The organism is Stutzerimonas frequens, from assembly GCF_024448335.1.
Classification (GTDB): domain Bacteria; phylum Pseudomonadota; class Gammaproteobacteria; order Pseudomonadales; family Pseudomonadaceae; genus Stutzerimonas; species Stutzerimonas frequens.
This window is the reverse complement of the sequence record NZ_JAMOHM010000010.1, coordinates 18,948-41,507: the sequence shown is the minus strand read 5'-3', so window position 1 is coordinate 41,507 and position 22,560 is coordinate 18,948. Positions and strand designations below refer to the sequence as shown.

General features: G+C 64.9%; 21 protein-coding genes. 14 read left to right on the top strand and 7 right to left on the bottom strand.

What is annotated here, in order from left to right:
• Positions 1-5: 5 nt before the first annotated feature.
• Both NAO55_RS14460 and NAO55_RS14455 read right to left on the bottom strand, forming a co-directional pair.
• Complete coding sequence (locus NAO55_RS14460; protein WP_102841339.1) at positions 6-1,451, bottom strand: AMP-binding protein; 1,446 nt, start codon at positions 1,449-1,451, stop codon at positions 6-8.
• Positions 1,435-2,121 (bottom strand): thermostable hemolysin, encoded by a 687-nt coding sequence (locus NAO55_RS14455; protein WP_102841338.1) that lies wholly within the window; start codon positions 2,119-2,121, stop codon positions 1,435-1,437. The genes NAO55_RS14460 and NAO55_RS14455 overlap by 17 nt, the downstream gene beginning before the upstream one ends.
• A 192-nt stretch (positions 2,122-2,313) precedes the next feature.
• Between NAO55_RS14455 and NAO55_RS14450 the strand changes: the two genes are divergently transcribed.
• The 5 genes from NAO55_RS14450 (at position 2,314) to NAO55_RS14430 (ending at position 8,206) form a co-directional block, all read left to right on the top strand.
• A complete protein-coding gene (locus NAO55_RS14450) occupies positions 2,314-2,997 on the top strand; it encodes a response regulator transcription factor (RefSeq protein WP_102841337.1) in 684 nt (227 codons plus the stop codon).
• Positions 2,987-4,264 carry a sensor histidine kinase gene (locus NAO55_RS14445; protein WP_102841336.1) on the top strand — a complete coding sequence of 426 codons (1,278 nt, stop codon included), beginning with the start codon at positions 2,987-2,989 and terminating at the stop codon, positions 4,262-4,264. The genes NAO55_RS14450 and NAO55_RS14445 overlap by 11 nt, the downstream gene beginning before the upstream one ends.
• An 81-nt stretch (positions 4,265-4,345) precedes the next feature.
• Complete coding sequence (locus tag NAO55_RS14440) at positions 4,346-5,023, top strand: class I SAM-dependent methyltransferase (RefSeq protein ID WP_102841335.1); 678 nt, start codon at positions 4,346-4,348, stop codon at positions 5,021-5,023.
• Between the two features lie 2 nt (positions 5,024-5,025).
• Entirely contained in the window at positions 5,026-5,745 is a 720-nt protein-coding gene (locus tag NAO55_RS14435; RefSeq protein WP_102841334.1) for a lipopolysaccharide kinase InaA family protein, read from the top strand.
• 325 nt (positions 5,746-6,070) lie between these two features.
• Positions 6,071-8,206, top strand: coding sequence for a putative bifunctional diguanylate cyclase/phosphodiesterase (locus tag NAO55_RS14430; protein WP_102841333.1), 2,136 nt, complete (start codon positions 6,071-6,073; stop codon positions 8,204-8,206).
• Between the two features lie 11 nt (positions 8,207-8,217).
• On the opposite strand, the gene NAO55_RS14425 is transcribed toward NAO55_RS14430, so the two are convergent.
• Together NAO55_RS14425 and NAO55_RS14420 are read right to left on the bottom strand one after the other, a co-directional pair.
• On the bottom strand, positions 8,218-8,550 hold the full coding sequence (locus tag NAO55_RS14425) for a protealysin inhibitor emfourin (protein WP_102841332.1): 333 nt from the start codon (positions 8,548-8,550) through the stop codon (positions 8,218-8,220).
• Between the two features lie 9 nt (positions 8,551-8,559).
• Positions 8,560-9,603 (bottom strand): M4 family metallopeptidase, encoded by a 1,044-nt coding sequence (locus tag NAO55_RS14420; RefSeq protein ID WP_102841331.1) that lies wholly within the window; start codon positions 9,601-9,603, stop codon positions 8,560-8,562.
• A 197-nt stretch (positions 9,604-9,800) separates the two neighbouring features.
• Between NAO55_RS14420 and NAO55_RS14415 the strand changes: the two genes are divergently transcribed.
• The 4 genes from NAO55_RS14415 (at position 9,801) to NAO55_RS14400 (ending at position 12,692) form a co-directional block, all read left to right on the top strand.
• The gene (locus tag NAO55_RS14415) at positions 9,801-11,240 is read left to right on the top strand and encodes a cytochrome ubiquinol oxidase subunit I (RefSeq protein WP_102841330.1); all 1,440 of its coding nucleotides are present in this window, start codon (positions 9,801-9,803) and stop codon (positions 11,238-11,240) included.
• A gap of 3 nt (positions 11,241-11,243) precedes the next feature.
• Positions 11,244-12,251 (top strand): cytochrome d ubiquinol oxidase subunit II, encoded by a 1,008-nt coding sequence (cydB, locus tag NAO55_RS14410; protein ID WP_102841329.1) that lies wholly within the window; start codon positions 11,244-11,246, stop codon positions 12,249-12,251.
• Positions 12,251-12,415 carry a DUF2474 domain-containing protein gene (locus NAO55_RS14405; RefSeq protein WP_102841328.1) on the top strand — a complete coding sequence of 55 codons (165 nt, stop codon included), beginning with the start codon at positions 12,251-12,253 and terminating at the stop codon, positions 12,413-12,415. The genes cydB and NAO55_RS14405 overlap by 1 nt, the downstream gene beginning before the upstream one ends.
• Positions 12,416-12,545: 130 nt before the next feature.
• A complete protein-coding gene (locus tag NAO55_RS14400; RefSeq protein WP_197932471.1) occupies positions 12,546-12,692 on the top strand; it encodes a hypothetical protein in 147 nt (48 codons plus the stop codon).
• A gap of 28 nt (positions 12,693-12,720) precedes the next feature.
• Here NAO55_RS14400 and NAO55_RS14395 read toward each other — a convergent pair whose 3' ends face one another.
• Both NAO55_RS14395 and NAO55_RS14390 read right to left on the bottom strand, forming a co-directional pair.
• On the bottom strand, positions 12,721-13,758 hold the full coding sequence (locus NAO55_RS14395; protein ID WP_102841327.1) for an AraC family transcriptional regulator: 1,038 nt from the start codon (positions 13,756-13,758) through the stop codon (positions 12,721-12,723).
• A complete protein-coding gene (locus NAO55_RS14390; RefSeq protein WP_102841326.1) occupies positions 13,755-14,768 on the bottom strand; it encodes a carbon-nitrogen hydrolase family protein in 1,014 nt (337 codons plus the stop codon). Before NAO55_RS14390 ends, NAO55_RS14395 begins: the two co-directional genes overlap by 4 nt.
• Positions 14,769-14,965: 197 nt before the next feature.
• Here NAO55_RS14390 and NAO55_RS14385 point away from each other — a divergent pair, with 197 nt between their 5' ends.
• The 5 genes from NAO55_RS14385 (at position 14,966) to NAO55_RS14365 (ending at position 21,080) form a co-directional block, all read left to right on the top strand.
• Positions 14,966-16,996 carry an NADPH-dependent 2,4-dienoyl-CoA reductase gene (locus NAO55_RS14385; RefSeq protein ID WP_102841449.1) on the top strand — a complete coding sequence of 677 codons (2,031 nt, stop codon included), beginning with the start codon at positions 14,966-14,968 and terminating at the stop codon, positions 16,994-16,996.
• A 38-nt stretch (positions 16,997-17,034) separates the two neighbouring features.
• A complete protein-coding gene (locus NAO55_RS14380) occupies positions 17,035-17,454 on the top strand; it encodes a nuclear transport factor 2 family protein (protein WP_102841325.1) in 420 nt (139 codons plus the stop codon).
• 195 nt (positions 17,455-17,649) lie between these two features.
• Positions 17,650-19,008: a hypothetical protein gene (locus NAO55_RS14375; protein ID WP_063543439.1), complete on the top strand. Its 1,359-nt coding sequence runs from the start codon at positions 17,650-17,652 to the stop codon at positions 19,006-19,008.
• Positions 19,009-19,013: 5 nt separating this feature from the next.
• Positions 19,014-19,961 carry a 1-aminocyclopropane-1-carboxylate deaminase/D-cysteine desulfhydrase gene (locus tag NAO55_RS14370; RefSeq protein WP_102841324.1) on the top strand — a complete coding sequence of 316 codons (948 nt, stop codon included), beginning with the start codon at positions 19,014-19,016 and terminating at the stop codon, positions 19,959-19,961.
• Between the two features lie 18 nt (positions 19,962-19,979).
• On the top strand, positions 19,980-21,080 hold the full coding sequence (locus NAO55_RS14365) for a cyclic nucleotide-binding domain-containing protein (RefSeq protein WP_102841323.1): 1,101 nt from the start codon (positions 19,980-19,982) through the stop codon (positions 21,078-21,080).
• Positions 21,081-21,084: 4 nt separating this feature from the next.
• On the opposite strand, the gene NAO55_RS14360 is transcribed toward NAO55_RS14365, so the two are convergent.
• Positions 21,085-22,479 carry an MATE family efflux transporter gene (locus NAO55_RS14360; RefSeq protein ID WP_102841322.1) on the bottom strand — a complete coding sequence of 465 codons (1,395 nt, stop codon included), beginning with the start codon at positions 22,477-22,479 and terminating at the stop codon, positions 21,085-21,087.
• Positions 22,480-22,560: the final 81 nt, after the last annotated feature.

Here is a 22,560-nt window from a genome sequence, read left to right as displayed (position 1 = left end):
GAAAATCAGGACTGAAGGGCGTTGATCGCCGATTGGTAATGGTTGAAGAGGGCATTGCGGCGCAGGCGGCCGTTGGCGGTGGCCAGGCCGTTGCTGACGCTGAATGGCGCATCGGCACGCAGCCAGCGATGCACGCGGGCGTAATCCGGCAGGCCGGTATTGACCCGCTCGACCGCCGCCTGCAGCTCGGCGTCGCCGAGCTCGGGATGGCGCGGCACCAGCACGGCGACGTTCTGCGCCAGCGCCTCGCCGTGCAGCCAGGCCTGGGCGATCGGCGCCCGCTGAACCAGTTCGGCCTCCACCCATTCCGGGTTGACGTTGCGCCCGTAGGCGGTGACGAACTGGTGCTTCTTGCGTCCGTGCAGGGTCAGGAAACCGTCCTCGATATGGCCGAGGTCGCCGGTCGCCAGCCACTCGCCGACCTGCGGAGGTTCACCGAGATAGCCGAGCATCTGCGGGCCGCGCACCAGTACTTCGCCATCGTCGGCCAGGCGCAGCTCGACGTGCGGCAAGGGTCGGCCGACCGTGCCGATGCGCCGTGCCTCCGGCGTGTTCAGGCAGACCACCGAGGCGCATTCGGACAGCCCGTAGCCTTCGTACACCGGCAGCCCGAGGCGCTCGGCGCGTTCCAGGAGTTGCGGCGCAACGCGGCCGCCACCGACGGCGATGAAACGCAGCGAAGTCGGCAATGGCACGCCCTGTTCGGCCGCACTGACCAGCGCCAGCAACAGCTGCGGCAGCAGGATCAGGCTATGCGGCTGGGTCTGGTTCAACGTGGCGACCAGGCGCGGCAGGTCGAAGCCGGCTGCGCCGCTGAAGCCGATCTCGGCCAGTGGCCGCAGCTCGACCCGGGCACCGGCCAGCAGCGGCGCGTAGAGCCCGGCGATGTTTTCCAGCAGTGTCGCCAGCGGCAGCACGCACAGGTGTTGCCGTACTTCACACGGCAGGCTGGCCTGCCACAGGCTTTCGGCCACCGCCAGCTGCGCCTCGGCATCCAGGCAGACGCCCTTGGGCTGCCCGGTGGTGCCGGAGGTGTAGGTGATCTTCAGCGTGCCGTCGGGCACCGGCGAGACGGTGTCCAGCTGGCGCAGGTGCAAGCCGGGTTCACCCGGCTGGAAGCCGCAGCGCTCGCTGAGCGGGCTGCTGGCGCCGATCAGGCAGTCGATGCCGGCGTGGTTCAGCACATGCTCCTGCTGCGCCGGGGAAAAGAACCCCGGCAGCGGCACGCAGACCAGTCCGGCGCGCAGAAGGGCCAGGTCCCACAGCGCCCAGTCCAGGCCGTTGTCCAGCGCCAGGGCGACGCGCTGCACACCGAGCTGCTCCAGCTGGCTGGCGCGCGCGGCCAGCTCGTGGCGCAACTCGGCATAGCTCAGCTGGCGCGGGCCTTCGACCAGGGCGATGCCGCTGTGCCGTTCAAGCGTCGCCCAGAAACGTTCAGCTGCAGGCTGCATGGGGCACCTCGCCGGTGAACAGCGGCTGGTAGCCGAGCCGCGCGTAGATGCCCAGCTGCACCAGGCGCTGGTGGCCGGGCAGGATCTCACCGGCCATCAATTGCGGGCGGCTGGCGTAGTAGCTGCCCCAGTCGGCCAGCTCGTCGCCCATTCGCGTCGGGTCCGCCGGCCCCAGTGGCAGTGGCTCCAGCGCCAGGCGCTGGAAGCTGTTGAGCAGCGCTGGCGTGCCGGTGAACACCACCCAGCGAAAGCCCTGAGCGACCAGCAGGTCGGTCAGCGCGACGATCAGCAGGCGCGCCGAGGCATTGCCAAAGGCCGCCAGGTTGCCGACCTCGACAATCTCCTCGCGCGGCACCGGGCGGCCGCTGCGGCGGGCAACGGCCTGCTCGATCGGTTCGTCCAGATAGCGTTCGAGAAACAGCGGGCGGCGTTGCGCGCTGCGCAGGCCGACCGCGCCCTGCACCTGGCCGCCGTCGCCATGCAGGCCGAGCAGGCAGGGCATGAAGTGGCGCACCCGCGCCCCGTAGTGCTCGGCGAAACGCTGGCGAATGAAGTCTTCCAGGGCCAGCCGTCGCGGGTCCTCGCCGGCTTGCGTCAGTTGCAGGCAGAGCGATGGCTCGCGGCCGATGCGGGCCAGTATGTCAGTGTGATCAACCCAGGGCAGTTCCATCGGGGAACCTCGGTTAGAAGCCTGGGCTGGATTGTTGGTGGGCAAACTTAAGGCAGTCTTAAGCCGCGCGGGGCTAAATGCGCGGCTGGCGAGGCGACGTTTTTTTCACATCGTCTCGGCTATGTTCTGCGCCGCGCGCAGGCGTAATAAGCAGCGTCTGCCGTTCCGAAACTTCTAGCGAGTACCCCAGCGATGCGCATCCTGGTCATCGAAGACAACCGTGACATCCTCGCCAACGTGCTCGATTACCTGGAGCTCAAGGGCTACGTGGTCGACTGCGCGCAGGACGGCCTCAGCGGCCTGCACCTGGCCGCCACGCAGGACTACGACCTGATCGTGCTGGACCTGATGCTGCCGGGCATCGACGGACTGCAGGTGTGCAAGCGCCTGCGTGACGATGCCGGGCGCGATACGCCGATCATCATGCTCACCGCCCGCGATGCCCTGCCTGACCGCATCAAGGGGCTGCAGGCCGGTGCCGACGACTATCTGATCAAACCCTTCGCGCTGTCCGAGCTGGTCGCCCGTATCGAGGCGATCCTGCGGCGCTGCCAGGGGCCGCGCCGGCGTCAGCTGCAGGTGGCCGATCTCTGCTATGACCTGGATACCCTGGAAGCCAGCCGTGACGGCCAGCCGATCCGCCTCAACCCCATCGGCCACAAGCTGCTGGCGATCCTCATGCAGCGCAGCCCGGCGGTGGTGCGCCGTGAAGCGCTGGAGGAAGCTGTCTGGGGTGATCACGTGCCGGACAGCGACGCGTTGCGCAGCCATATCCACCAGCTGCGCCAGGTGCTCGACAAACCCTTCGCCAAGCCGCTGCTGCATACCGTGCATGGCCTCGGCTTTCGCCTGGCGGAGGACTGCGATGCTCGCTAAGCAGCCGCTGGCGCGGCGGATCGTCATCGCCTTCACGCTGATGACGCTGGTGGTGAGCGGGGCGTTCGCCCTCGGCATCGTCGGTGTGGTGCACTTCATCGAGGAACAGCTGGTCACCGAGGAGTTGAGTCGCGACCTGGACATCGTGCTCAACGAGGACCTGCCAAACGGACGGACACCGCAGCTGGACACCAGCACCCACTTCTTCGCCTCGCATCTGCCCGAGCACCCGATGCCAAAGGCGTTTGCCGGGCTCGGCGAGGGGTTCACCGAGCTGGTTCGCGGGGACGATGCCTACTACGTCTATGTGCGCAAGGTCGGCGCTGAGCGCTACGTGCTGGTGCAGGAGCAGCACGAGTTCGAGGCCCGTGAGGATGCGCTGTTCAACGTCGTGCTGGCCGGCTTTCTGCTCAGCGTGCTCGGCGCCTGGGCGCTGGGGCGGCTGATGGCCAACCGGGTGTTGGCACCGGTCAGCCGCCTGGCCAACCAGGTGCGCCACCGCGACCAGCTGCATCCGCTGGCGCCGCCGCTGGCCTTGCAGTATCCCGATGACGAGGTCGGTCATCTGGCTGCGGCGTTCGACAGCACCCTCGGCCAGCTGCGCCAGACCCTCGAGCGTGAGCGGCTGTTCACCGCCGATGTCAGCCACGAACTGCGCACCCCGCTGATGGTGGTGCTCGGCGCCTGCGAGCTGCTCGAGCAGCAGGCCGAGCTGTCGCCAGCCGCGCAGCGACCGCTGGCGCGCATCCAGCGGGCCGCGCGGGAAATGCACGAGCTGGTGGAAACCTTCCTGATGCTGGCGCGGGCGCGTCCGCAACAGACGTCCTTGGCCGGTGACGCCAGCTTGCGGAGCGTGGCGACCGAGCAGAGCGAGCGCTGGGCACCGTTGCTGGCGGAAAAGGGCCTGGCTTTCGAGCTGCTGGAGGAGGGCGAGGACCGCGGCGTCTACAACCACACCCTGCTCGGCACGGTGATGTCCAACCTGCTGCGCAACGCACTGCATTACACCGACCGCGGCACGGTGCGGTTGGTCCTCGGTGACGGCGGCTTTCGCGTCGAGGACAGCGGCGTGGGCATCCCGTTGGCGGAGCAGGAGCGCATGTTCCAGCCGTTCGTTCGTGGCGCCGAGGGGCGTGGCGAAGGGCTGGGGCTGGGGCTGTCGCTGGTCAAGCGGATCTGCGCGCATCAGGGCTGGCAGGTCGGTGTGGTGCCGCGGCAACCGCAGGGCAGCTGCTTTCAGGTGCGCTTGCATGACAGCGCGGTTTGACGTTTTTTTCACATCCCGTTGACGGGCCCTTGATGTCTGTCTGGTTAGTTTGGCGTTCCGTTTCCAACCGGAATGCCCGCCATGACCACACCGAGCCCCATCGAACTGGAGTTCTCGCGCAAGTACGACCGCCAGCACGCCTACGAATACCTGCACAAGCATCAGGATGGTCTTGCCCGGCGCTTGTCGCACTGGCGTGACGAGCAGATGGCGCGTCGCGCGCTGAAAATCGCTGGCGACCCGGATCTGGTGCTCGATCTGCCCTGCGGTGCCGGGCGCTTCTGGCCGCTTTTGGCCGAGCACCCGAGCCGGATGATCTTTGCTGCCGACAATTCGGCCGACATGCTGGCGATCGCCGAGTCGGCGCAGCCGCAGGAGCTTCTTTACCGGGTCGAAAGCTTCCAGACCTCGGCCTTCGCCATCGACATGGGCGACAACGTGGTGGACAACATCTTCTGCATGCGCCTGCTGCACCACATCGCTGACCCGGCGCATCGGCTGGCGATGCTGCGCGAATTCCACCGCGTCACCCGTGACACGCTGATCGTCTCGCTGTGGGTCGATGGCAACTACAAGGCCTGGAAGCGCAAGCGCCTGGAGCGCCGCCGGCCGGCCAAGGACAACCAGAACCGCTTCGTCGTTGCGCGCTCGGTGATCGAGGCGGAGTTCGCCGAGGCCGGTTTCGACATCCTTGACCGCAATGACTTCCTCCCGGGCTATGCCATGTGGCGGGTCTACGTGCTGCGCAAGCGGGGCTGAACATGAGCCGACCACTCGTACTGCCGGCCCGCGAGGCGCGAACCAGTACCTTCCAGCGTTGGTGGAACACCCAGGGCGAATGGGTCGAGGAACCCAACCAGCGTCGCGACGGCGAAAGCGGTGTGCAACGGATTCGGCGGCGCGAACCAGAGCAGCCGCTGCTCTACTGCAAACGTCAGATCGGCCATCTGTATCGCTCACTGCTGCATCCGTTCGGCCGGCCCACGGTGCTGCGCGAACTGCAGGCGCTGCTGGCCTTTACCCGGCTCGGCGTGCGGGTACCGGAGCTGGTCTACTGCGGCACGCGACAGCAGGCCGGCCAGTGGCAGGCGCTGCTGGTGACGGCAGAACTGCAGGGTTTCGTCAGCCTGGAGGACTGGTATCTACAGAATCTGGGACAACGCTTCGGTCCGGCGGTCCAGGAGCGCATGCTTGCGGCCGTAGGGATGACCCTCGCGCGCATCCATCAGGCGCACTGGCAACATGGGTGCTGCTATCCCAAGCACATCTTCCTGAAGGTCCATGGTGAAGGTGATGCGGCGCGGGTCGACGTGGCCTTGCTCGATCTGGAAAAGAGCCGGCGTCGGCTGCGCCGCCATGCTGCGGCCCGGCATGACCTGCGCCAGCTCCGGCGTCATTGCGCAGTCATGGCCGAACAGGACTGGCAGCAGCTGCTGACCGCCCACGCCGCATATCGCCAAGGCCCCTGCGATCGCATCTGAGCCGCGGCTGGTGTCACTGCTCGTCAGCCTGGAAGCCCTAGGCATGGCACAGCCCGCAGCCACTTGGGTTTCCGAAGCGGCGAGTGGCACAGGTTGTGGCTGTCTGTCTTGTGCCTGAAATCGGTGCGGGTGCCTGCTGTGATGCATCTTGCTGGTGCGCAGGGCCAGGCAAACGACGGGCTCGGATTCCGAGTGATGGCCAAGTGCCCTGTGGTGGAGCGTTTCTTGCTGTGCGTGGGCTTTCTGCCTTTTCCTGCCGATCGGCTCTGCGAGCCTGTCGCGTGCGCGCTGTGGCCTGGCGGCAGGACCTTCGTCAAGACACGCAATGACCCAAGAATCTTCAGCCGCAACCAATCGTCCAGGCAGCCTGCTCAGTTGCGAGGTGCTCGATCGCCCTCGTGTTCTCGACACGCTGGTCAACAACCTCGAAGGCATGGCCTATCGCTGCCGCAACGATGCGGCCTGGACTATGATCTTCGTCAGCCAGGGCGCGTTGGGGCTGTGTGGCTACCGTGCAGCCGATTTGGTCGACGACGCCTGCATCAGCTGGGAGCAGATCACCCACCCGGACGATCGCGCACGGGTGCGGCGGGCTGTCGATGCGGCAATCATCCGCCAGGGGCGTTTTTCGACGCAGTACCGGATACGCACCGCCGCGGGCAACCTGAAGTGGGTCCTCGAACGCGGAGTGGCCGTGCCGAACGAGCAGGGCGAGATCGTCATTGAGGGGTTCATCGAGGACATCTGCGCTCAGCGCGCGGTGCTCGAGGCGCTGGAGCAGGCGGAGCTGCGCTACCGAAGCATTTTCGAGAACGCCTCCGAAGGTATTTTCCAGTCGACGCGCGATGGCCGTTACCTGGCCGCCAATCCGGCGCTGGCGCGCATCTACGGCTATGAAAGTGCCACCGAGCTGGTCGCCGACCTGGCTGACATCGAGCGTCGCCTCTATGTCCAGGGCGGGCGCCGTGAGGTGTTCTGCCAGCTGATGGAGCAGCACGGTGAGGTGCTCAATTTCGAGTCCGAGGTCTATCGGCGTGATGGCGTGCGGATCTGGATATCGGAGAACGCCCACGTGGTGCGCGGCGCCAACGGCGAGTTCATCTGTTATGAAGGGACGGTGCAGGACATCTCCGAGCGCAAGCATTACCAGCAGCAGCTGGAGCGCCAGGCCAACCATGACCTGCTGACGGGGCTGCCCAACCGCATCCTGCTCAATGACCGCATCGATCAGGGGCTGGCCCGTGCGGCGCGACTGGGCTACTACCTGACGCTGGTATTCATCGACCTGGACAATTTCAAGTTCATAAACGACGGTCTTGGCCACGTCGCCGGGGACGAGTTGCTCAAAAGCATTGCCAGGCGTCTGTCCGGGTGCCTGCGGAGTTCCGATACGGTGGCGCGCGTTGGCGGTGACGAGTTCGTCCTGGTGCTCAGCGACCACTATCGCGTCAGCACGGTGATTTCGCTGCTCGAACGCGTGCTGAACGAGATTCGTCGCCCGGTCACGCTTGCCGGTCGCGAGTTCCAGATCGGTGCCAGCCTGGGCGTGGCGATGTTCCCGGATGACGGCGAGGATGCGCAAACGCTGCTCAAGCACGCCGATATCGCCATGTATGCGGCGAAGAAGCGTGGCCGTAACACGTTCCAGTTCTTCATTCACGACCTTAATCGGGTCGCGGATGAGCGCTTGAATCTGGAAGCGGCGATGCGCATCGCACTGGAGCGAGACGAATTCTCCGTGCACTACCAGCCGAAGGTGGATGCCTCGTGCCGCATCGTTGGCGTCGAGGCGCTGGCACGCTGGACCCATCACGATCTGGGCGTGATCGGCCCTGATCGCTTCATCGCCGTGGCCGAGGAGAGCGGGCTGATCATGCCGCTGACCCTGGCCATACTGCGCCAGGCCTTCAATGCTGCGCGGGCCTGGAACGAGGGGCGCGCAGTACCCTTGCTGATTGCGGTGAACCTGTCGCCGCTGCTGTTTCTCGGTGACGACGTGGTCGAGCGGGTTGCCGCGGTGCTCGACGACGCGGGGCTACCGGCAAGCCAGGTCGAGCTGGAGATCACCGAGACCGTCTTTCTCGGCGACGGCACACGCGCGGTCTCGATACTCGCCGAGTTCAAGGCGCTCGGCTTTCGTCTGGCCATGGACGATTTCGGTACCGGCTATTCATCGCTCAGCTACCTGCGGCGTTTTCCGCTGGACATCATCAAGATCGATCGCTCGTTGGTCACCGGGCTTGAGCAGGAGGAGGAAGTGGCAATGATCGCCCGTGCTGCCATTTCGCTGGGCAAGAGCCTGCACAAGACGGTGGTGGCAGAGGGTGTGGAGAACCTGCCGCAGCTCGACTACCTGCGTCGTTACGGCTGCGACGAGTTCCAGGGCTACCTGCTGTCGCGCCCGCTGCCGGCCGAGCAGCTGACCGCCTTGCTCGAGGGCGGCGGAACCATCGAGCTGTGAGCGCGCGGATGTCAGTCCGACTCACCGGGAATGGCTCCATTGCGCCATAGCTGCACCAGTTCCTGCGGCGCGCGATCTTCGGGAATTTGCAGAACAAGCTCGGCGTCGGCATCTTCGCGGCGGTAGTGCAGTTCGACCCGAAAGAAGCGCTGATCACCAGCGCCAACCGTCTTGCTGGCTATCGGCAGGCATCGCTCCAGTACCGCACAGAGCGCCTGGCGCTGTGCGGCATCACAGCCGGTAAAGGCGATCTGGCGCGGCCGGGCAAGCCCTGGGGCGGCGACAAGGCCTCCTTCGAGGCTCAAGCGCAGTGAGGTATCGGGTCCCAGCGGCGGCATCTTCATCTCGTCTCCTCACCGTTGCAGCACACCGACCTCGAACCAGGCCTGCTGCAGCGCGTCGACCTGCCTGGATTGCCGGCCGAACGAGCGGGCGGCGTGGCTCAGCGTTGCATTGGCGAACGTCACGAAGTCGGCATCGTTCGGCAGTTGCTTGTCGCAGATGGTGTCGTACCAGATGCGTCCGGTCTGTTCCCAGGCGTATCCGCCAAGCGCAGTGGCGGCCAGGTAGAAGGCGCGGTTGGGAATGCCCGAATTCAGATGCACGCCACCGTTGTCCTGGCGGGTTTCAATGTAGTCGCGCATATGTGCCGGTTGCGGATCGCGGCCGAGCAGCGGGTCGTCGTAGGCCGTGCCGGGATTGGCCATCGAGCGCAGCGCCACGCCATTGACCTTGTCGGTCAAGAGTTCGGCGCCGACCAGCCAGTCGGCTTCGGCTGCCGTCTGGCCGAGCGCATGCTGTTTGGTCAGTACGCCGAACACATCCGACACCGATTCGTTGAGCGCCCCCGACTGGTTGAAGTAGACCAGCGCCGCTTCGCTCTCGATCAGACCGTGGGCCAGCTCGTGAGCGACCACATCCAGCGAACGGGTGAAACGCTGGAACAGTTCGCCATCGCCATCGCCGAAGACCATCTGCTCGCCGTTCCAGAAGGCGTTCTCATAGCCCTGGCCGTAATGCACGCTGCCGATCAGCGGCATGCCCAGGTCATCGATCGAGTCACGCTGGTACACCTGCCAGAAGAATGCATAGGTCTGGCCAAGCGCCGCATAGGCCTCGTCCACGGCGGGGTCGCCGGTCGCCGGCTGGCCTTCACGACGCCGCAGTGTGCCGGGGAGCCGCATCTGCTGCTCGGCATCGTGGATGCGGCGTTGCGGATGGCCGGGCGTGCGTAGCTCGCCCAACTCGGCGATGGCGGTGGGACGAGGCGGCCCAGGGTTGGGCAGCAGGCTCAGCACATGACCGAGCGTTTCGCGGGCACAGCCGCGCAGATAGGGCGAACCGTTCTCGATGATGCGATCGAGGATGTAGGGCGGAATGAACGAGCGGATCTGCACCGGCGGAACTCCTGGCTGACGCGGCTATGCACAGCATAGCTTCGGCCTGTGCGCCCGGCTCGACCGTCGATCACGCGATCGTAGCGACATGCCGCGGCGATCAGGCTGCACCCTTGGCGCGATCTGCTGTCACTTGTGCTGGATCCCGTAATCGCCGTCACAGACGACGCGGGCGGTCATCTGACGAGGAGTTGCCCATGTTCGGATTGGAAGCGCTCGAGCTGGCGCGTGTTCAGTTCGCTTTCACCATCACCTTTCACATCATCTTTCCCGCGATCACCATCGGGCTTGCCAGCTATCTCGCGGTGCTCGAGGGCCTCTGGCTGAAGACCAAGCAGGAGGTCTACCGCGACCTCTACCACTTCTGGTTGAAGATCTTCGCCGTTAACTTCGGCATGGGCGTGGTTTCCGGCATCGTCATGGCCTACCAGTTCGGCACCAACTGGAGCGCTTACTCGGAGTTCGCCGGCAGCGTGACCGGGCCGCTGCTGACCTATGAGGTGCTGACGGCGTTCTTCCTCGAAGCAGGCTTCCTCGGCGTCATGCTGTTCGGCTGGAACCGCGTCGGCCCGCTGCTGCACTTCTTCTCCACCGTCATGGTCGCGGTCGGCACTTTGATTTCGACCTTCTGGATCCTTGCCTCCAACAGCTGGATGCATACCCCGCAGGGGCACGAAATCATCGATGGCGTGGTGGTGCCGGTGGACTGGCTGGCCATCATCTTCAACCCGTCGTTCCCGTATCGTCTTGCGCACATGGCCGTTGCCGCCTTTCTCGCCACGGCGTTCATCGTCGGCGCTTCGGCGGCCTGGCACCTGCTGCGTGGCAATGACAACCCGGCAATCCGCAAGATGCTCTCGATGGCGATGTGGATGGCGCTGCTGGTGGCCCCGGTACAGGCGGTGATCGGCGACTTCCATGGCTTGAATACCCTCGAATACCAGCCGGCGAAGATCGCGGCGATGGAAGGGCACTGGGACAATTCCGAAGGCGGACCGACGCCGCTGCTGCTGTTCGGCTGGCCGGACATGGAGGCCGAAGAAACCCGCTACAAGATCGAGATTCCCTACCTCGCCAGCCTGATCCTCAATCACAGCCTGAGCGAGCCGATCCCGGCGCTGAAGGATTTTCCGCCCGAGGACCGGCCGAACTCGACCATCGTGTTCTGGACGTTCCGCATCATGGTCGCGCTGGGGCTGCTGATGATCGTCACCGGCATCTGGAGTCTGTTGCTGCGTCGCGGTGACCGGCTCTACCGCTCGCGAGCGTTCCTGCGGATGGCGCTGTTGATGGGGCCGTCCGGGCTGATCGCCATTCTCGCCGGCTGGTACACCACCGAGATCGGCCGCCAGCCCTGGGTGATCTACGGCGTGATGCGCACCGCGGACGCCGTATCCAACCATGGCGCCGGGCAGCTGGGGCTTACCCTGGCGATGTTCGTGGTCGTTTATTTCGCGGTGTTCGGTGTGGGCATGGTGTATGTCCTGCGGCTGGTGACAAAAGGCCCGGTGATCAGCGAAGGGCGTGAGAAAGGAGCGGGTGGTCCGGGCGAGGCGCGCACGCCGATGCGTCCGCTGTCCGCCGCGGACGAGGCGATCAACCACGAACAGGGCGATCAACTGGGCGAGAGGAACTGAGCCATGGGTATCGATCTTTCATTGATCTGGGCAGTGATCATCATCTTCGGGATCATGATGTACGTGGTGATGGACGGCTTCGATCTCGGCGTCGGCATCCTCTTTCCGTTCGTGCGGGACAGCTCCGAGCGTGACGTGATGATGAACACCGTTGCGCCGATCTGGGACGGCAACGAGACCTGGCTGGTGCTCGGCGGCGCAGGACTGTTCGCCGCCTTTCCGCTGGCCTATTCGGTGGTGCTGTCAGCGCTCTACCTGCCGATCATCTTCATGCTGATGGGGCTGATCTTCCGCGGCGTGGCCTTCGAGTTCCGCTTCAAGGTCACGCGCGAGCGCCAACACATCTGGGACCGGGCGTTCATCGGTGGGTCACTGGCGGCGACCTTCTTTCAGGGCGTCGTGCTGGGTGCGTTCATCAGCGGCCTGCCGGTGGAGGGGCGCGCCTATGCCGGTGGCGCGCTGGACTGGCTGACGCCGTTCTCGCTGTTCTGCGGTCTGGCGCTGATCGTCGCCTATGCGCTGCTTGGCTGCACCTGGCTGATGATGCGCACGGCTGGTGATCTGCAGAGGCGCATGCATGACATCGGTATTCCACTGGTTTGGGCGGTGTTGGCTGTGACCGGCATTGTCAGCCTGTGGACGCCGCTGACCCATCCCGACATCGCCGAGCGCTGGTTCAGCATGCCCAATCTGCTGATCTTCATGCCGGTACCGATTCTGGTGCTGCTGTGCGCTTTCGGGCTGTTGCGTTCGATCCAGCGCTATGCCAACTACACGCCGTTCCTGCTCACGCTGGCCTTGATCTTCCTCGGGTACAGCGGGCTGGGCATCAGCCTGTGGCCGAACATCATTCCGCCTTCGGTGAGTATCTGGGAGGCCGCCGCGCCTGCCGAAAGCCAGGGTTTCACACTGGTCGGCGCGCTGCTGATCCTGCCGTTGATCCTGATGTACACGGCCTGGAGCTACTACGTGTTTCGCGGCAAGGTCAGCGCCGAGGACGGGTATCACTGATGGCCCGTCGCTCGGAGGAGTCGCCGCGCGCCGGCGAGCAGAAGCCGCTGTGGCAGCGCATGGCCTGGCTGGTGGTGATCTGGAGCGCCAGTGTGCTGGCGCTTGGGGTGGTCGCGTGGTTGCTGCGGCTGGCGATGAGTGCAGCGGGGCTGGCGACGCCCTGAGCTGCGCCACGCTGGGGCAGCTCCCGCCGCGCATGGCGCGCTATAGGGCGCGACTTGGCAGCATGACGGCAGTGGATGCGCTTAGAGGGCTATCATCTCTACTTCATCGGCTGGCTGTAGCGTGGCTGGCATGAACCTTGATGGTTCACCGGCAACCGCCCCGACAATGCAGACGATCAGGAGTCTACCGATGGACGATTATCAGGACGAGCTACTGGAATGGCATGCGGCCGAACAGGACCATCCCGATTCTGCCGAGGATGCCGTCGAGCTCTGAGGGCTCGCCCGAAACGCGTGTGTGCCGGTCAGCCGCCCCTACGCTGGGTGCGACGATAGTCACCGGGTGTCTGTCCGCTCCAGCGCTTGAAGGCGCGTTGAAACGCCTCCGCGGACGAGAAACCGAGCAGCCAGGCGATCTCGCCGAAGGCCGATTCGGTATCGCGTATGTATGCCATCGCCAGGTCGCGCCGGGTGTCGTTGAGAATGGCGCGGTAGCTGCTGCCTTCATCGGCCAGCTTGCGACGCAGCGTCCAGGCCGGCATCTGCAGGCGTGCCGCGATCTGCTGCAGGTCCGGCTCCTGCCCCTTGAGCATGGGCCCGAGAATCTGCGTGACGCGCTCGCGCAGGCTGCGGGTGCGGGTACGCCGCTCCAGCTCGATCTCGCACAGTTCCAGCAGATGCCGCCAGGTGCCGGGACAGTGTTCTGGGTTGCGCAGGGCCAGCGTGTGCTGATCCAGCTGTAGCTGGTTGGCCTCGGCGCCAAATGTCACCGGGCGGCCGAATAGCGCTTCGTAGCGGGAGGCGTATTCCGGCGCATCGAACTCGATATGGATCGCCGTCGGCAGCAGCGGTTGGCCGCATAGCCGCTGCAGCTGGGTGACCCAACTGGCGAGCACGGTATCGACGACGAACCGGTTGTAGGCGTTGTACGGGCTGATCGAATAGAAGCGCAGCCAGGCGCCGGTGGCGTCCTCGTGGAAGCTCGAGCTGCCACGATAGTTGGATGCGTACAGCGGTTCGTAGCGGATCAGCGCGCGCGCCGCTTCACGGACGGTTGGCGCTTGCGCGGCGGTCAGGCCGGCAAGCCCGAGGTGGCTGGGCTTGCGCAGCCGGCCCATCTCCAAACCTAGCGCGGGGTCGCCCGCCAACTGGATGGCGGCATGACCCAAGCGCATGTAGCGTGGAATCGACAGCCGTGCATGGGGCTCGGCCATGCGCTCGGCGTCTAGCCCATAGGCGAGCAACAGGGGTTGCGGGTCGTGGCCATGCAGCTGCAATACCTCGCTCAGGCTGTGCAGGAAGCCGACCGACAGGTCGCCCAGGCGTATGCGCTGCACTGTCATCGGCCGCTGTCGAGCCAGAGGTTCTTGACCCGCACCGGCACGCCATGCCCCGGCGCCGCCGGGCGACGCGGCGAGCCGAGCAGGTTCCAGGGCACGGCGAGTGTATGCACGGCCATGCGCGGCCGGTCATCGAAGCCGTTTTCGAGCGCACCCTGGCAAGCGGAGTGCGGATCCGCCAGGGCGCCGGGTAACGCGAGTAGCCTCGCTTCGGCAGGTGGGCGGTGCAGGTAGGCATCGCACCCGAGCATTACCGCCATCGGACCTGCTGGCGTGGCGATCGGGCGCCTGGGTTCGGGTATCGGGGCGACGCTGTAGCGGCGTTCGTAGCGACTGAGTGCATGTTTGTACTGCAGCGTTCCGAGGGGCTTGCCGCGGCCGTCGAATGTCAGGCTGACCTGGCGTAGCGGGCCATCACCGATTCTGAGGCGATCATTTTCCAGGTACGGTTCTGGCAGCACGATCGAGCCCGCCACCAGGGTGATGCCGAATTCCCGGGCAAGGCCGCCGAAGATTGCCTGGTAATTCTCGGCCATCTGCCGCGCCTTCAAACGCAGTACGGCGCCGGTGCGGCGGTCGTCACCCTGATTGCCGGTCAGTGCGCGCAGATAGCTGCCCGGGTTGCTCAGTGCCATCCACTGCATCGCATCGCGCAGCGTGCGGGCTTGCTGCACTTCCGGCTTCTCTCCCAGAGCGAACAAGCCGGTGCCGACATGCTCCGGCAGCACGACGATGGTTCGTTCGCTCAGCATTCCGGCTTCGGCAGCCTGTCGGAGATACGTCCTGAACTTCAGCTGCAGCCGTTCGCGGCTCTGATAGTCGGCCGGTTGCAGGCGCGTTTCGATGCCCAGCAGGTTGCCCCCGGTGCCCGCTTGACCCTGGCTTTCGATGGGCAGAGTGCGCAGATCGGAGAGCAGCGGGCCGCTGCGTCGGTCATGGGTCCAGTCGAGGTAGACCGCGAGCGAGACGCCGACGAGGATCAGCAGCAGGGCCAGTTTGAGCGAGAGACGCATGAGCAGGCGATGAGGGTGAGCAGGGATGGACGGCGTCAGCCTAGATAAAGGTGCTGCGGTTGCCAAGCGTTTTGCGCTGAATGATCAGAAAGTTGTCACTTATGATCATTGAGCGTGGCGTATGGGCTGTTTATCGTCGCTGCATATCCGACCGCAGCCCCAAGAGGCTCGGCACCGACAATGATGAGGACACACCGATGACCGCCTTCCCGCATCTGCTGGCTCCGCTCGATCTGGGCTTCACCACGCTGCGCAATCGCACCCTGATGGGCTCCATGCACACCGGCTTGGAGGAGATGCCCAACGGTTTCGAACGCATGGCGGCGTTCTTCGCCGAGCGCGCCCGTGGCGGCGTCGGCCTGATCGTCACCGGTGGGGTAGGTCCTAACGAGGAGGGTTCGGTGCGCGCCGGTGCGGCCAAGCTGTCGACACCGGAAGAGGCCGAAGAGCACAAGATCGTCACCCAGGCCGTGCACGAGGCTGGCGGCAAGATCTGTATGCAGATCCTGCATGCCGGTCGCTATGCCTACAGCCCGCAGTTGGTGGCGCCGAGTGCGATCCAGGCGCCGATCAACCCGTTCACCCCGCGCGAGCTGGACGAGGAGGGCATCGAGAAGCAGATCCGCGATTTCGTCAATTGCGCGAGTCTCGCCCAAAGTGCCGGCTATGACGGCGTCGAGATCATGGGATCGGAAGGCTACTTCATCAACCAGTTCCTGGTCGCGCACACCAATCACCGTACCGACCGCTGGGGTGGCAGCTACGAGAACCGCATGCGCCTGCCGGTGGAGATCGTGCGTCGAGTGCGCGAGGCGGTCGGGCCGAACTTCATCATCATCTATCGCCTGTCGATGCTCGATCTGATCGAGGGCGGCAGTCTCTGGGAAGAAGTGGTGCAGCTGGCCAAGGCCATCGAGCAGGCCGGCGCCACACTGATCAACACCGGCATCGGCTGGCACGAAGCACGCATTCCGACCATCGCCACCAAGGTCCCACGTGCCGCCTTCACCAAGGTCACTGCCAAGCTGCGCGGCGAGGTTGGCGTTCCGCTGGTCACCACCAACCGCATCAATACGCCGGAAGTGGCCGAGCAGGTGCTGGCCGAGGGCGACGCCGACATGGTCTCCATGGCGCGACCGTTCCTTGCCGACCCTGAGTTCGTCAACAAGGCCGCTGCGGGCCACAGCGAGCGGATCAATACCTGCATTGGCTGCAACCAGGCCTGCCTGGACCATACCTTCAGTGGCAAGCTGACCACCTGCCTGGTAAACCCGCGTGCCTGCTATGAAACCGAGCTCAACTACATCCCCACCACGACGGTGAAAAAGGTCGCGGTGGTCGGCGCCGGTCCGGCGGGCCTCGCCGCAGCGACCGTTGCAGCGGAGCGCGGACATCAGGTGACGCTCTTTGACGCTGCCGGTGAAATCGGTGGCCAGTTCAACGTGGCCAAGCGCGTGCCGGGCAAGGAAGAGTTCTACGAGACCCTGCGCTATTTCCAGAACCGCCTGGAGGAAACTGGGGTCGAGGTGCACCTGAACACTCGCGCAACGGCCGAGACACTGCTGGCGGGCGGTTTCGACGAGATCATCCTGGCCACCGGTATCGTGCCGCGCACGCCGGAGATTCCCGGAATCGACCATCCGAAGGTGATTGGCTATCTCGATGCGATCCTCGAACGCAAGCCGGTCGGTCAGCGCGTGGCGGTGATCGGTGCAGGTGGCATCGGCTTCGATGTGTCGGAGTACATCACCCACGACGGTCAATCCACCAGTCTGGATCGCGAAGCGTTCTGGAAGGAGTGGGGCATCGATCTCGGCCTATCGGCACGTGGCGGCATCGCCGGCATCCAGCCAGCTCCGCATGCACCCAAGCGGCAGGTCTATCTGCTGCAGCGCAAGAAATCCAAGGTTGGTAACGGCCTGGGCAAGACCACCGGCTGGATTCACCGTACCGGCCTGAAGAACAAGCACGTGCAGATGCTCAATTCGGTCGAGTATCTGCAGATCGACGATGCCGGGTTGCACATCCGGGTTGGCGAGGGCGAGCCGCAGGTGCTGGCGGTGGATACGGTCATTCTCTGCGCCGGCCAGGAGCCGCTACGCGAGCTTCAGCAGGGGCTGGAAGCGGCTGGCGCCCGGGTGCACCTGATCGGCGGCGCCGACGTGGCAGCCGAACTGGATGCCAAGCGGGCCATCAACCAGGGTTGCCGTCTGGCAGCCGCACTCTGAACCAGCCAGGCCTGACCACTTCACGGGGGAGCACGGGTATGGAGAACAAGCTGCTGCAGCCACGAGCTGCCGAATGCCTGCAGGCCTGGCACACGATGATCGCCCTGCGCGATCTGAGCCGGCTGCCGGAACTGCTGCACCCGCAGGCGGTGTTCCGCTCGCCGATGGCGTACAAGCCCTACGAGGGCGCGGCGGCGGTCAATCTGATCCTCAACACCGTGCTGCAGGTATTCGAGGACTTTCGCTATCACCGGGAACTGGTCAGCGCCGAAGGCAGCGACGTCGTGCTCGAGTTCAGTGCCAGGGTAGGGGATCGTGAGCTCAAGGGAATCGACATGATCCGCTTCGACGAGGCGGGCAAGATCGTCGAGTTCGAGGTCATGATCAGGCCGATGAGCGGCCTGCAAGCGCTGGGCGAGGAAATGAAGCGCCGTCTTGCGGCCTACCGCGCCAAGTGATTTAGCTAAGCCCATCGCAAATCGGCGGACGTCGCGCTCTACGGCGGCCAATGCGCAGAATGGCTGCCAACCCAGTCACATTGCCTGCGCGTGCATTTCCCCTAAACTGGCGAAACCTACGGAACCACGGCGACGGATCGCCGCGCGTTCCGCCAATCGCCGGCTCGCCGTTGCGAGCGATAAAGGAAGCCGAGCATGCAGAACAAACCGCAGATGGTCGAAGCCGTGCTGTTCTTCAATGAAGGCGCCATCTGCAAGGAAATGCTGTATCCCGAATTCGAGGCAGTACTGGACGGAGTGGTCGCGCTCCCCGAGTTCGCCGATCGCCAGATGCGCGCGGTCTACGTCATGATCAACCCGAGGTTGCAGGTTCGTGCCGCGGTGTTCTTCTGCCTCGACTTCAATGACGATGGTTCCGCGGACTCTGGCTGGAACATTCCATTGCGGCAGCTCGCCGAGCGTACCGGCAGGGGGCCGGACATGGGGGCGGGGCCGATTCGCCTGGCCTGCCGCAGCCAATGCCCGGTGTCCTGGCACCAGATGCACATGTGGGACCCCAAGGTAACCGCCGAGCGCAATGATCTCGCCGTGTTGCGCGAGACCATCAAGCGCAACCAGCTTGGCCTCTTGGTTGAGGATGATGCGCCCCAGGCAGTGCCTGCCGAGCGTTTGCAGATGGTTGCCGAGGACACCTGGTATGCCGCCGAGGCGGCAAAGGAAGCGGCGACCCGCCGCTCCGAAGCTCACGAGCGGGAGCAGCGGCAGAAGGCCGCGCTGCTGATCAAGCAGCAGCGTCAGCGTATCGCCAATCTGGAACGCCTGCGCGAAGAAGAAACGCTCAAGGCGAGCGCTGCGGCGGAGAAGGAGCGCAAGCTGCTGCAGGATGAAATCCGCTCGTTGCAGCAGCAACTTCAGCAGCAGACCGATATCAATGCCAACCTGCATGCTCAACTGACCGCACAAGGCGAAAGTTTCCAGAAAGCGCGTGAGGAGATGAGCAAGCAACTTCGCACGCTGGAGGCGAACGGGCGCGTCGAGGTCAGTGCCGCTCGCGAGCAGTTCGAGCATGAGGCGCAGGCGCGCATCGCCGCGGCTATCGCCGAGTACAAGGAGCAGGTCGCGATCCGCGATGTCGAACTGGCTTACCGCAACGAGCTGGACGCGCAGCTCGAAGACGAGATTCAGCGGCTCAAAGGCGAATGCGAGGAGCTGCGGCTAAGTGGCGATCGCGTACTGGAGGAGCTGTCGCGTCAGGGCGTGGTATTCATGGCCTATCACCCTGGAGCGGGCCACCTGACCATCGCCTTGCAGGACCTGGCTCGATACCGCGCTAACCCCATGGCTTATGCCGCAGCCAAGTGCTTCGTTTCCGAAGAACAGTACCGCCAGTGGCTGGATCATTATCAGAAGCCGGCCTGTGTAGCGACACTTGCGAGCGGTGAGCGCTGTGCCATGCCGCTGGACAAGATCGATTCGCCGAGCCGCTTCGTGATCGGTGAATCCAACTGCTGTGCCCGTCACCGGAAGGAAGACCGGCAGCGCACCGGTAGCTGAGCCACTTGTCCGGTCCGATTTCACCCGAGCTGGATGCACCGCTGCGTTTGCAGCCGCTGTCGTTGGACTGGCTGCAGGCCGCCGGTGTGGAGGCCGTGGTGCTGCGGCTCGATCTGGTGGATGCCGAGCTGTCGGGTAACAAGTGGTTCAAGCTCGTCAAGCATCTGGAGGCTGCTCAACGCAGCGGGGCGGGTGGGCTGATCAGCCTCGGCGGAGCTCACTCCAACCATCTTCATGCGCTGGCGGCCGCCGGTCGCCGCTTCGGCCTCGAGACGGTCGGGTTGCTGCGCGGACATGCACAGGACACACCTACCGTCATCGATCTGCAGGCGTTCGGCATGCGTCTGCATTGGCTGGGCTATGGCGCTTATCGGGCGCGCAATCTCCCCGACTTCTGGCACCACTGGCAGGAACGCTACCCCGGTTACTACTGCGTTCCCGAAGGTGGTGGCGGCTTGCTCGGTGCGCTGGGCTGCGGGGATCTGGTCGGGCGGTTGCGTTCGGCACTGGACCAAGTAGGTTGGCACGATTACGACGCGGTCTGGCTCGCCGCCGGCACCGGCACGACGCTGGCCGGGATCGCCATCGGCGAGGCGGGACGGCACCGGGTATTCGGCGCGCTGGCCGGTCCGCCCTCACATGCGGTCGATAGCCGTGTCGCCACGTTACTGACAGAGGCCGGCGCAACAGAGGCCGACTATCACCTTCTGGATGCGAGCCGCGGCGGTTTCGCTCGGTTCGACAGAGAGCTCGCCGGTTTCATTCAGCTGACCGAGCGTGACTCGGGTATCCCTCTGGATCCCATCTACACTGCAAAGGCGATGATGGCATTGCGCCTTTATGTCGAGCGCGGGTATTTTCCATCGGGCACACGCCTGGTGTTCGTTCACACCGGCGGTTTGCAGGGCTGCCGCGCTGCCCAGGCGCAGCTGGAACGGCTGTTGGATGGATAGAGCTTTGGATTTGTCAGGATGAACAAACCGCTACACCCCGATCAGCTGCGTAATCTGGTTCCGCTGAATGAGTTGTCCACCCGTCAGCTATGGGACCTGCGTGCCCGTCTGCAGCCTGCGTTCCTGTCCGCTGGGCAGGTATTCGAGCGAGGGCAGGGCTCGACACGCGATTATCTGCTGACGGGGCGGTTGCTGCTGGTCGATTGCGATGGTCTGGAGTCGCTCCTGCTCGAAGGCAGCCCGGAGGCGTCGCATAGCCTTTCGCCAAACCTGTTGCGCGAGGTGCGCGCGGTGGATGACTGTCTGATGCTGTCGATCGACAGCCATGAACTGGATCGTCTGCTGTCCTGGCGTCAGGCCCTGCAAGATGTGCTGTTGGAGCTGTCTTCGGATGACGAGGTGGGCGACTGGCTCGAGCGGCTGCTGGACAACCCGTTGTTCGCTCAGGTCCCGCCGGCGAACATCCGCAGCATGCTGAGCCGACTGGTGAGCATTGACGTCGCGGCGGGCCAGACCCTCCTGAACGAAGGTGATGTCGGCGACTGCTGCTATTTCCTCAAGAGCGGTCATGCCCAGGTACTGAAAAACATCGACAGTGGCCAGCAGCAGCTGCTCGCCGAGCTGGAGCCCGGCGCCTGCTTCGGCGAGGAGGCACTGCTGGAGGAGCGGGCACGCAATGCCAGTGTCGTGATGATCGAGGACGGCTGCGTGTTGCGCCTCGACCGGTCCGACTTCATCGAGTTGCTCAAGGCGCCGGTCGTGGCTGAGGTCGAGCTGGAGCAGGTGGCCGATCTGCTAGGTTGCGGCGCCCAATGGCTGGACGTGCGGCCGCTGGATGACTACGAGCGGGGGCATGCCATGCAGGCGCTGCATATGCCCTTGCATTTGTTGCGCCTGAAAACCCGCCTTCTCGACCCGCGACGCACCTACCTGTGCTACTGCGAAAGCGGCAAGCGCAGCGCCAACGCCGTGTTTCTGCTGACCCAGCTTGGCTTTACCGCCTACGCGTTGCGTGGTGGGCTCGATGCGCTCGATGCCGAAGATCGCGATGCGCTGCTCTGGGAGTGCGGTACCGGTTACCTGGCGCGATCCGATGGTCGCATCGAGCGCAGCCTCTGATCCGTCAGGCTGCGGCTCGGCGCAGCGCCGTATGGCGACGAATCTCCCGGCGAGCGCTGCGCGCCAGTCGCACGCTGAGCAGCAGCGCGGCGCAACTCAAGCCGGCGATCAGACCCTGCCATAGGCCGCTTGGCCCACTCGCCGGGCCAAGGTGATCGGTCAGCCCCAGCAGATATCCGACCGGCAATCCGATGCCCCAATAGGCGAACAGCGTGTAGACCATGGTCATGCGGGTGTCCTGATAGCCACGCAATGCGCCAGCCGCGGTGACTTGCACTACATCCGAGAACTGGAACAGTGCCGCATAGAAGAACAGGCTGGCGGCGACTGCGATCACCGCCGGGTCCGGAGTATAGATTCGTGCGATCTGCTCGCTGAACAGCAGCATGGCGCTGGCCGAGAAGCAGGCATAGACCAGCGCCGCGGCGATCCCTACACCAGCGACGAAACGGGCGTCCCGCGGGGCGCTGCGACCCAGCTCCTGCCCGATGCGCACGGTTACCGCCATGCCCAGCGACAGCGGGATCATGAAGATCAGCGAGGTGAAGTTCAGTGCGATCTGGTGCCCGGCAACCACCGTCGCACCGAGCGCCCCGATCAACAGCGCGATCACCGAGAAGATGCTCGCCTCGGCGAACACGGCGATGCCGATGGGGACGCCGACCGACAGCAGCCGACTGAGAATCGGCCAGCGCGGCCCTTCGAAGTGGGCGAACAGCTGGCTCGCCTGGTAGGCCGGCGCGCGCTTCACCCACAGGCTCATCGCCGTCAGCATGAACAGCATCACCAGCGCCGTGGAGACGCCGCAGCCGACGCCGCCCAGTGCCGGCATGCCGAGCTTGCCGTAGATGAAGATGTAATTCAGCGGGATGTTCAGCAGCAGGCCGAGGATGCCGATGACCATGCTCGGCCGTGGGTGACCCAGGCCATCGCTGAAGCAACGCAGCACCTGATACAGCGCCACGGCGGGGAAACCGCAGGCGACGGCACGCAGGTAGGCCATGGTCGGGTCGATCAGCGCGGGTTCGACACGCATCAAGTGCAGCACCGGCTTGGCGTTCCACATCAGCAGCGCACTGATGATGCCGATACCCACGCCCATCCACAGGGCCTGGCGCACCAGTGGGCCGATTTCGGCATGCTGACCGGCGCCGAAGCGCTGGGCAACGTTGGGTGTGGTGGCCAGGGTGATGCCGCTGACGAGCAGGTAGACCGGCACCCAGATCGAGTTGCCCAGCGCGACGGCAGCGAGATCATGCGGGCTGACACGGCCCGCCATCACGGTATCGACGAAACCCATGGCGGTACTGGCCAGCTGGGCAATCATCATGGGCAGGGCGAGGGCGAAGAGGGTGCGCAGTTCAAGGCGGACCCGTCTGAGACGCAGCTCAGTGGGCATTGCGAGGCGTTCCGGTTGTATACAAGAAACGCGCTAGTCTACGCCGGGTCGTCGTACTCAGGAAGGCGGCAAAGCAGTGGC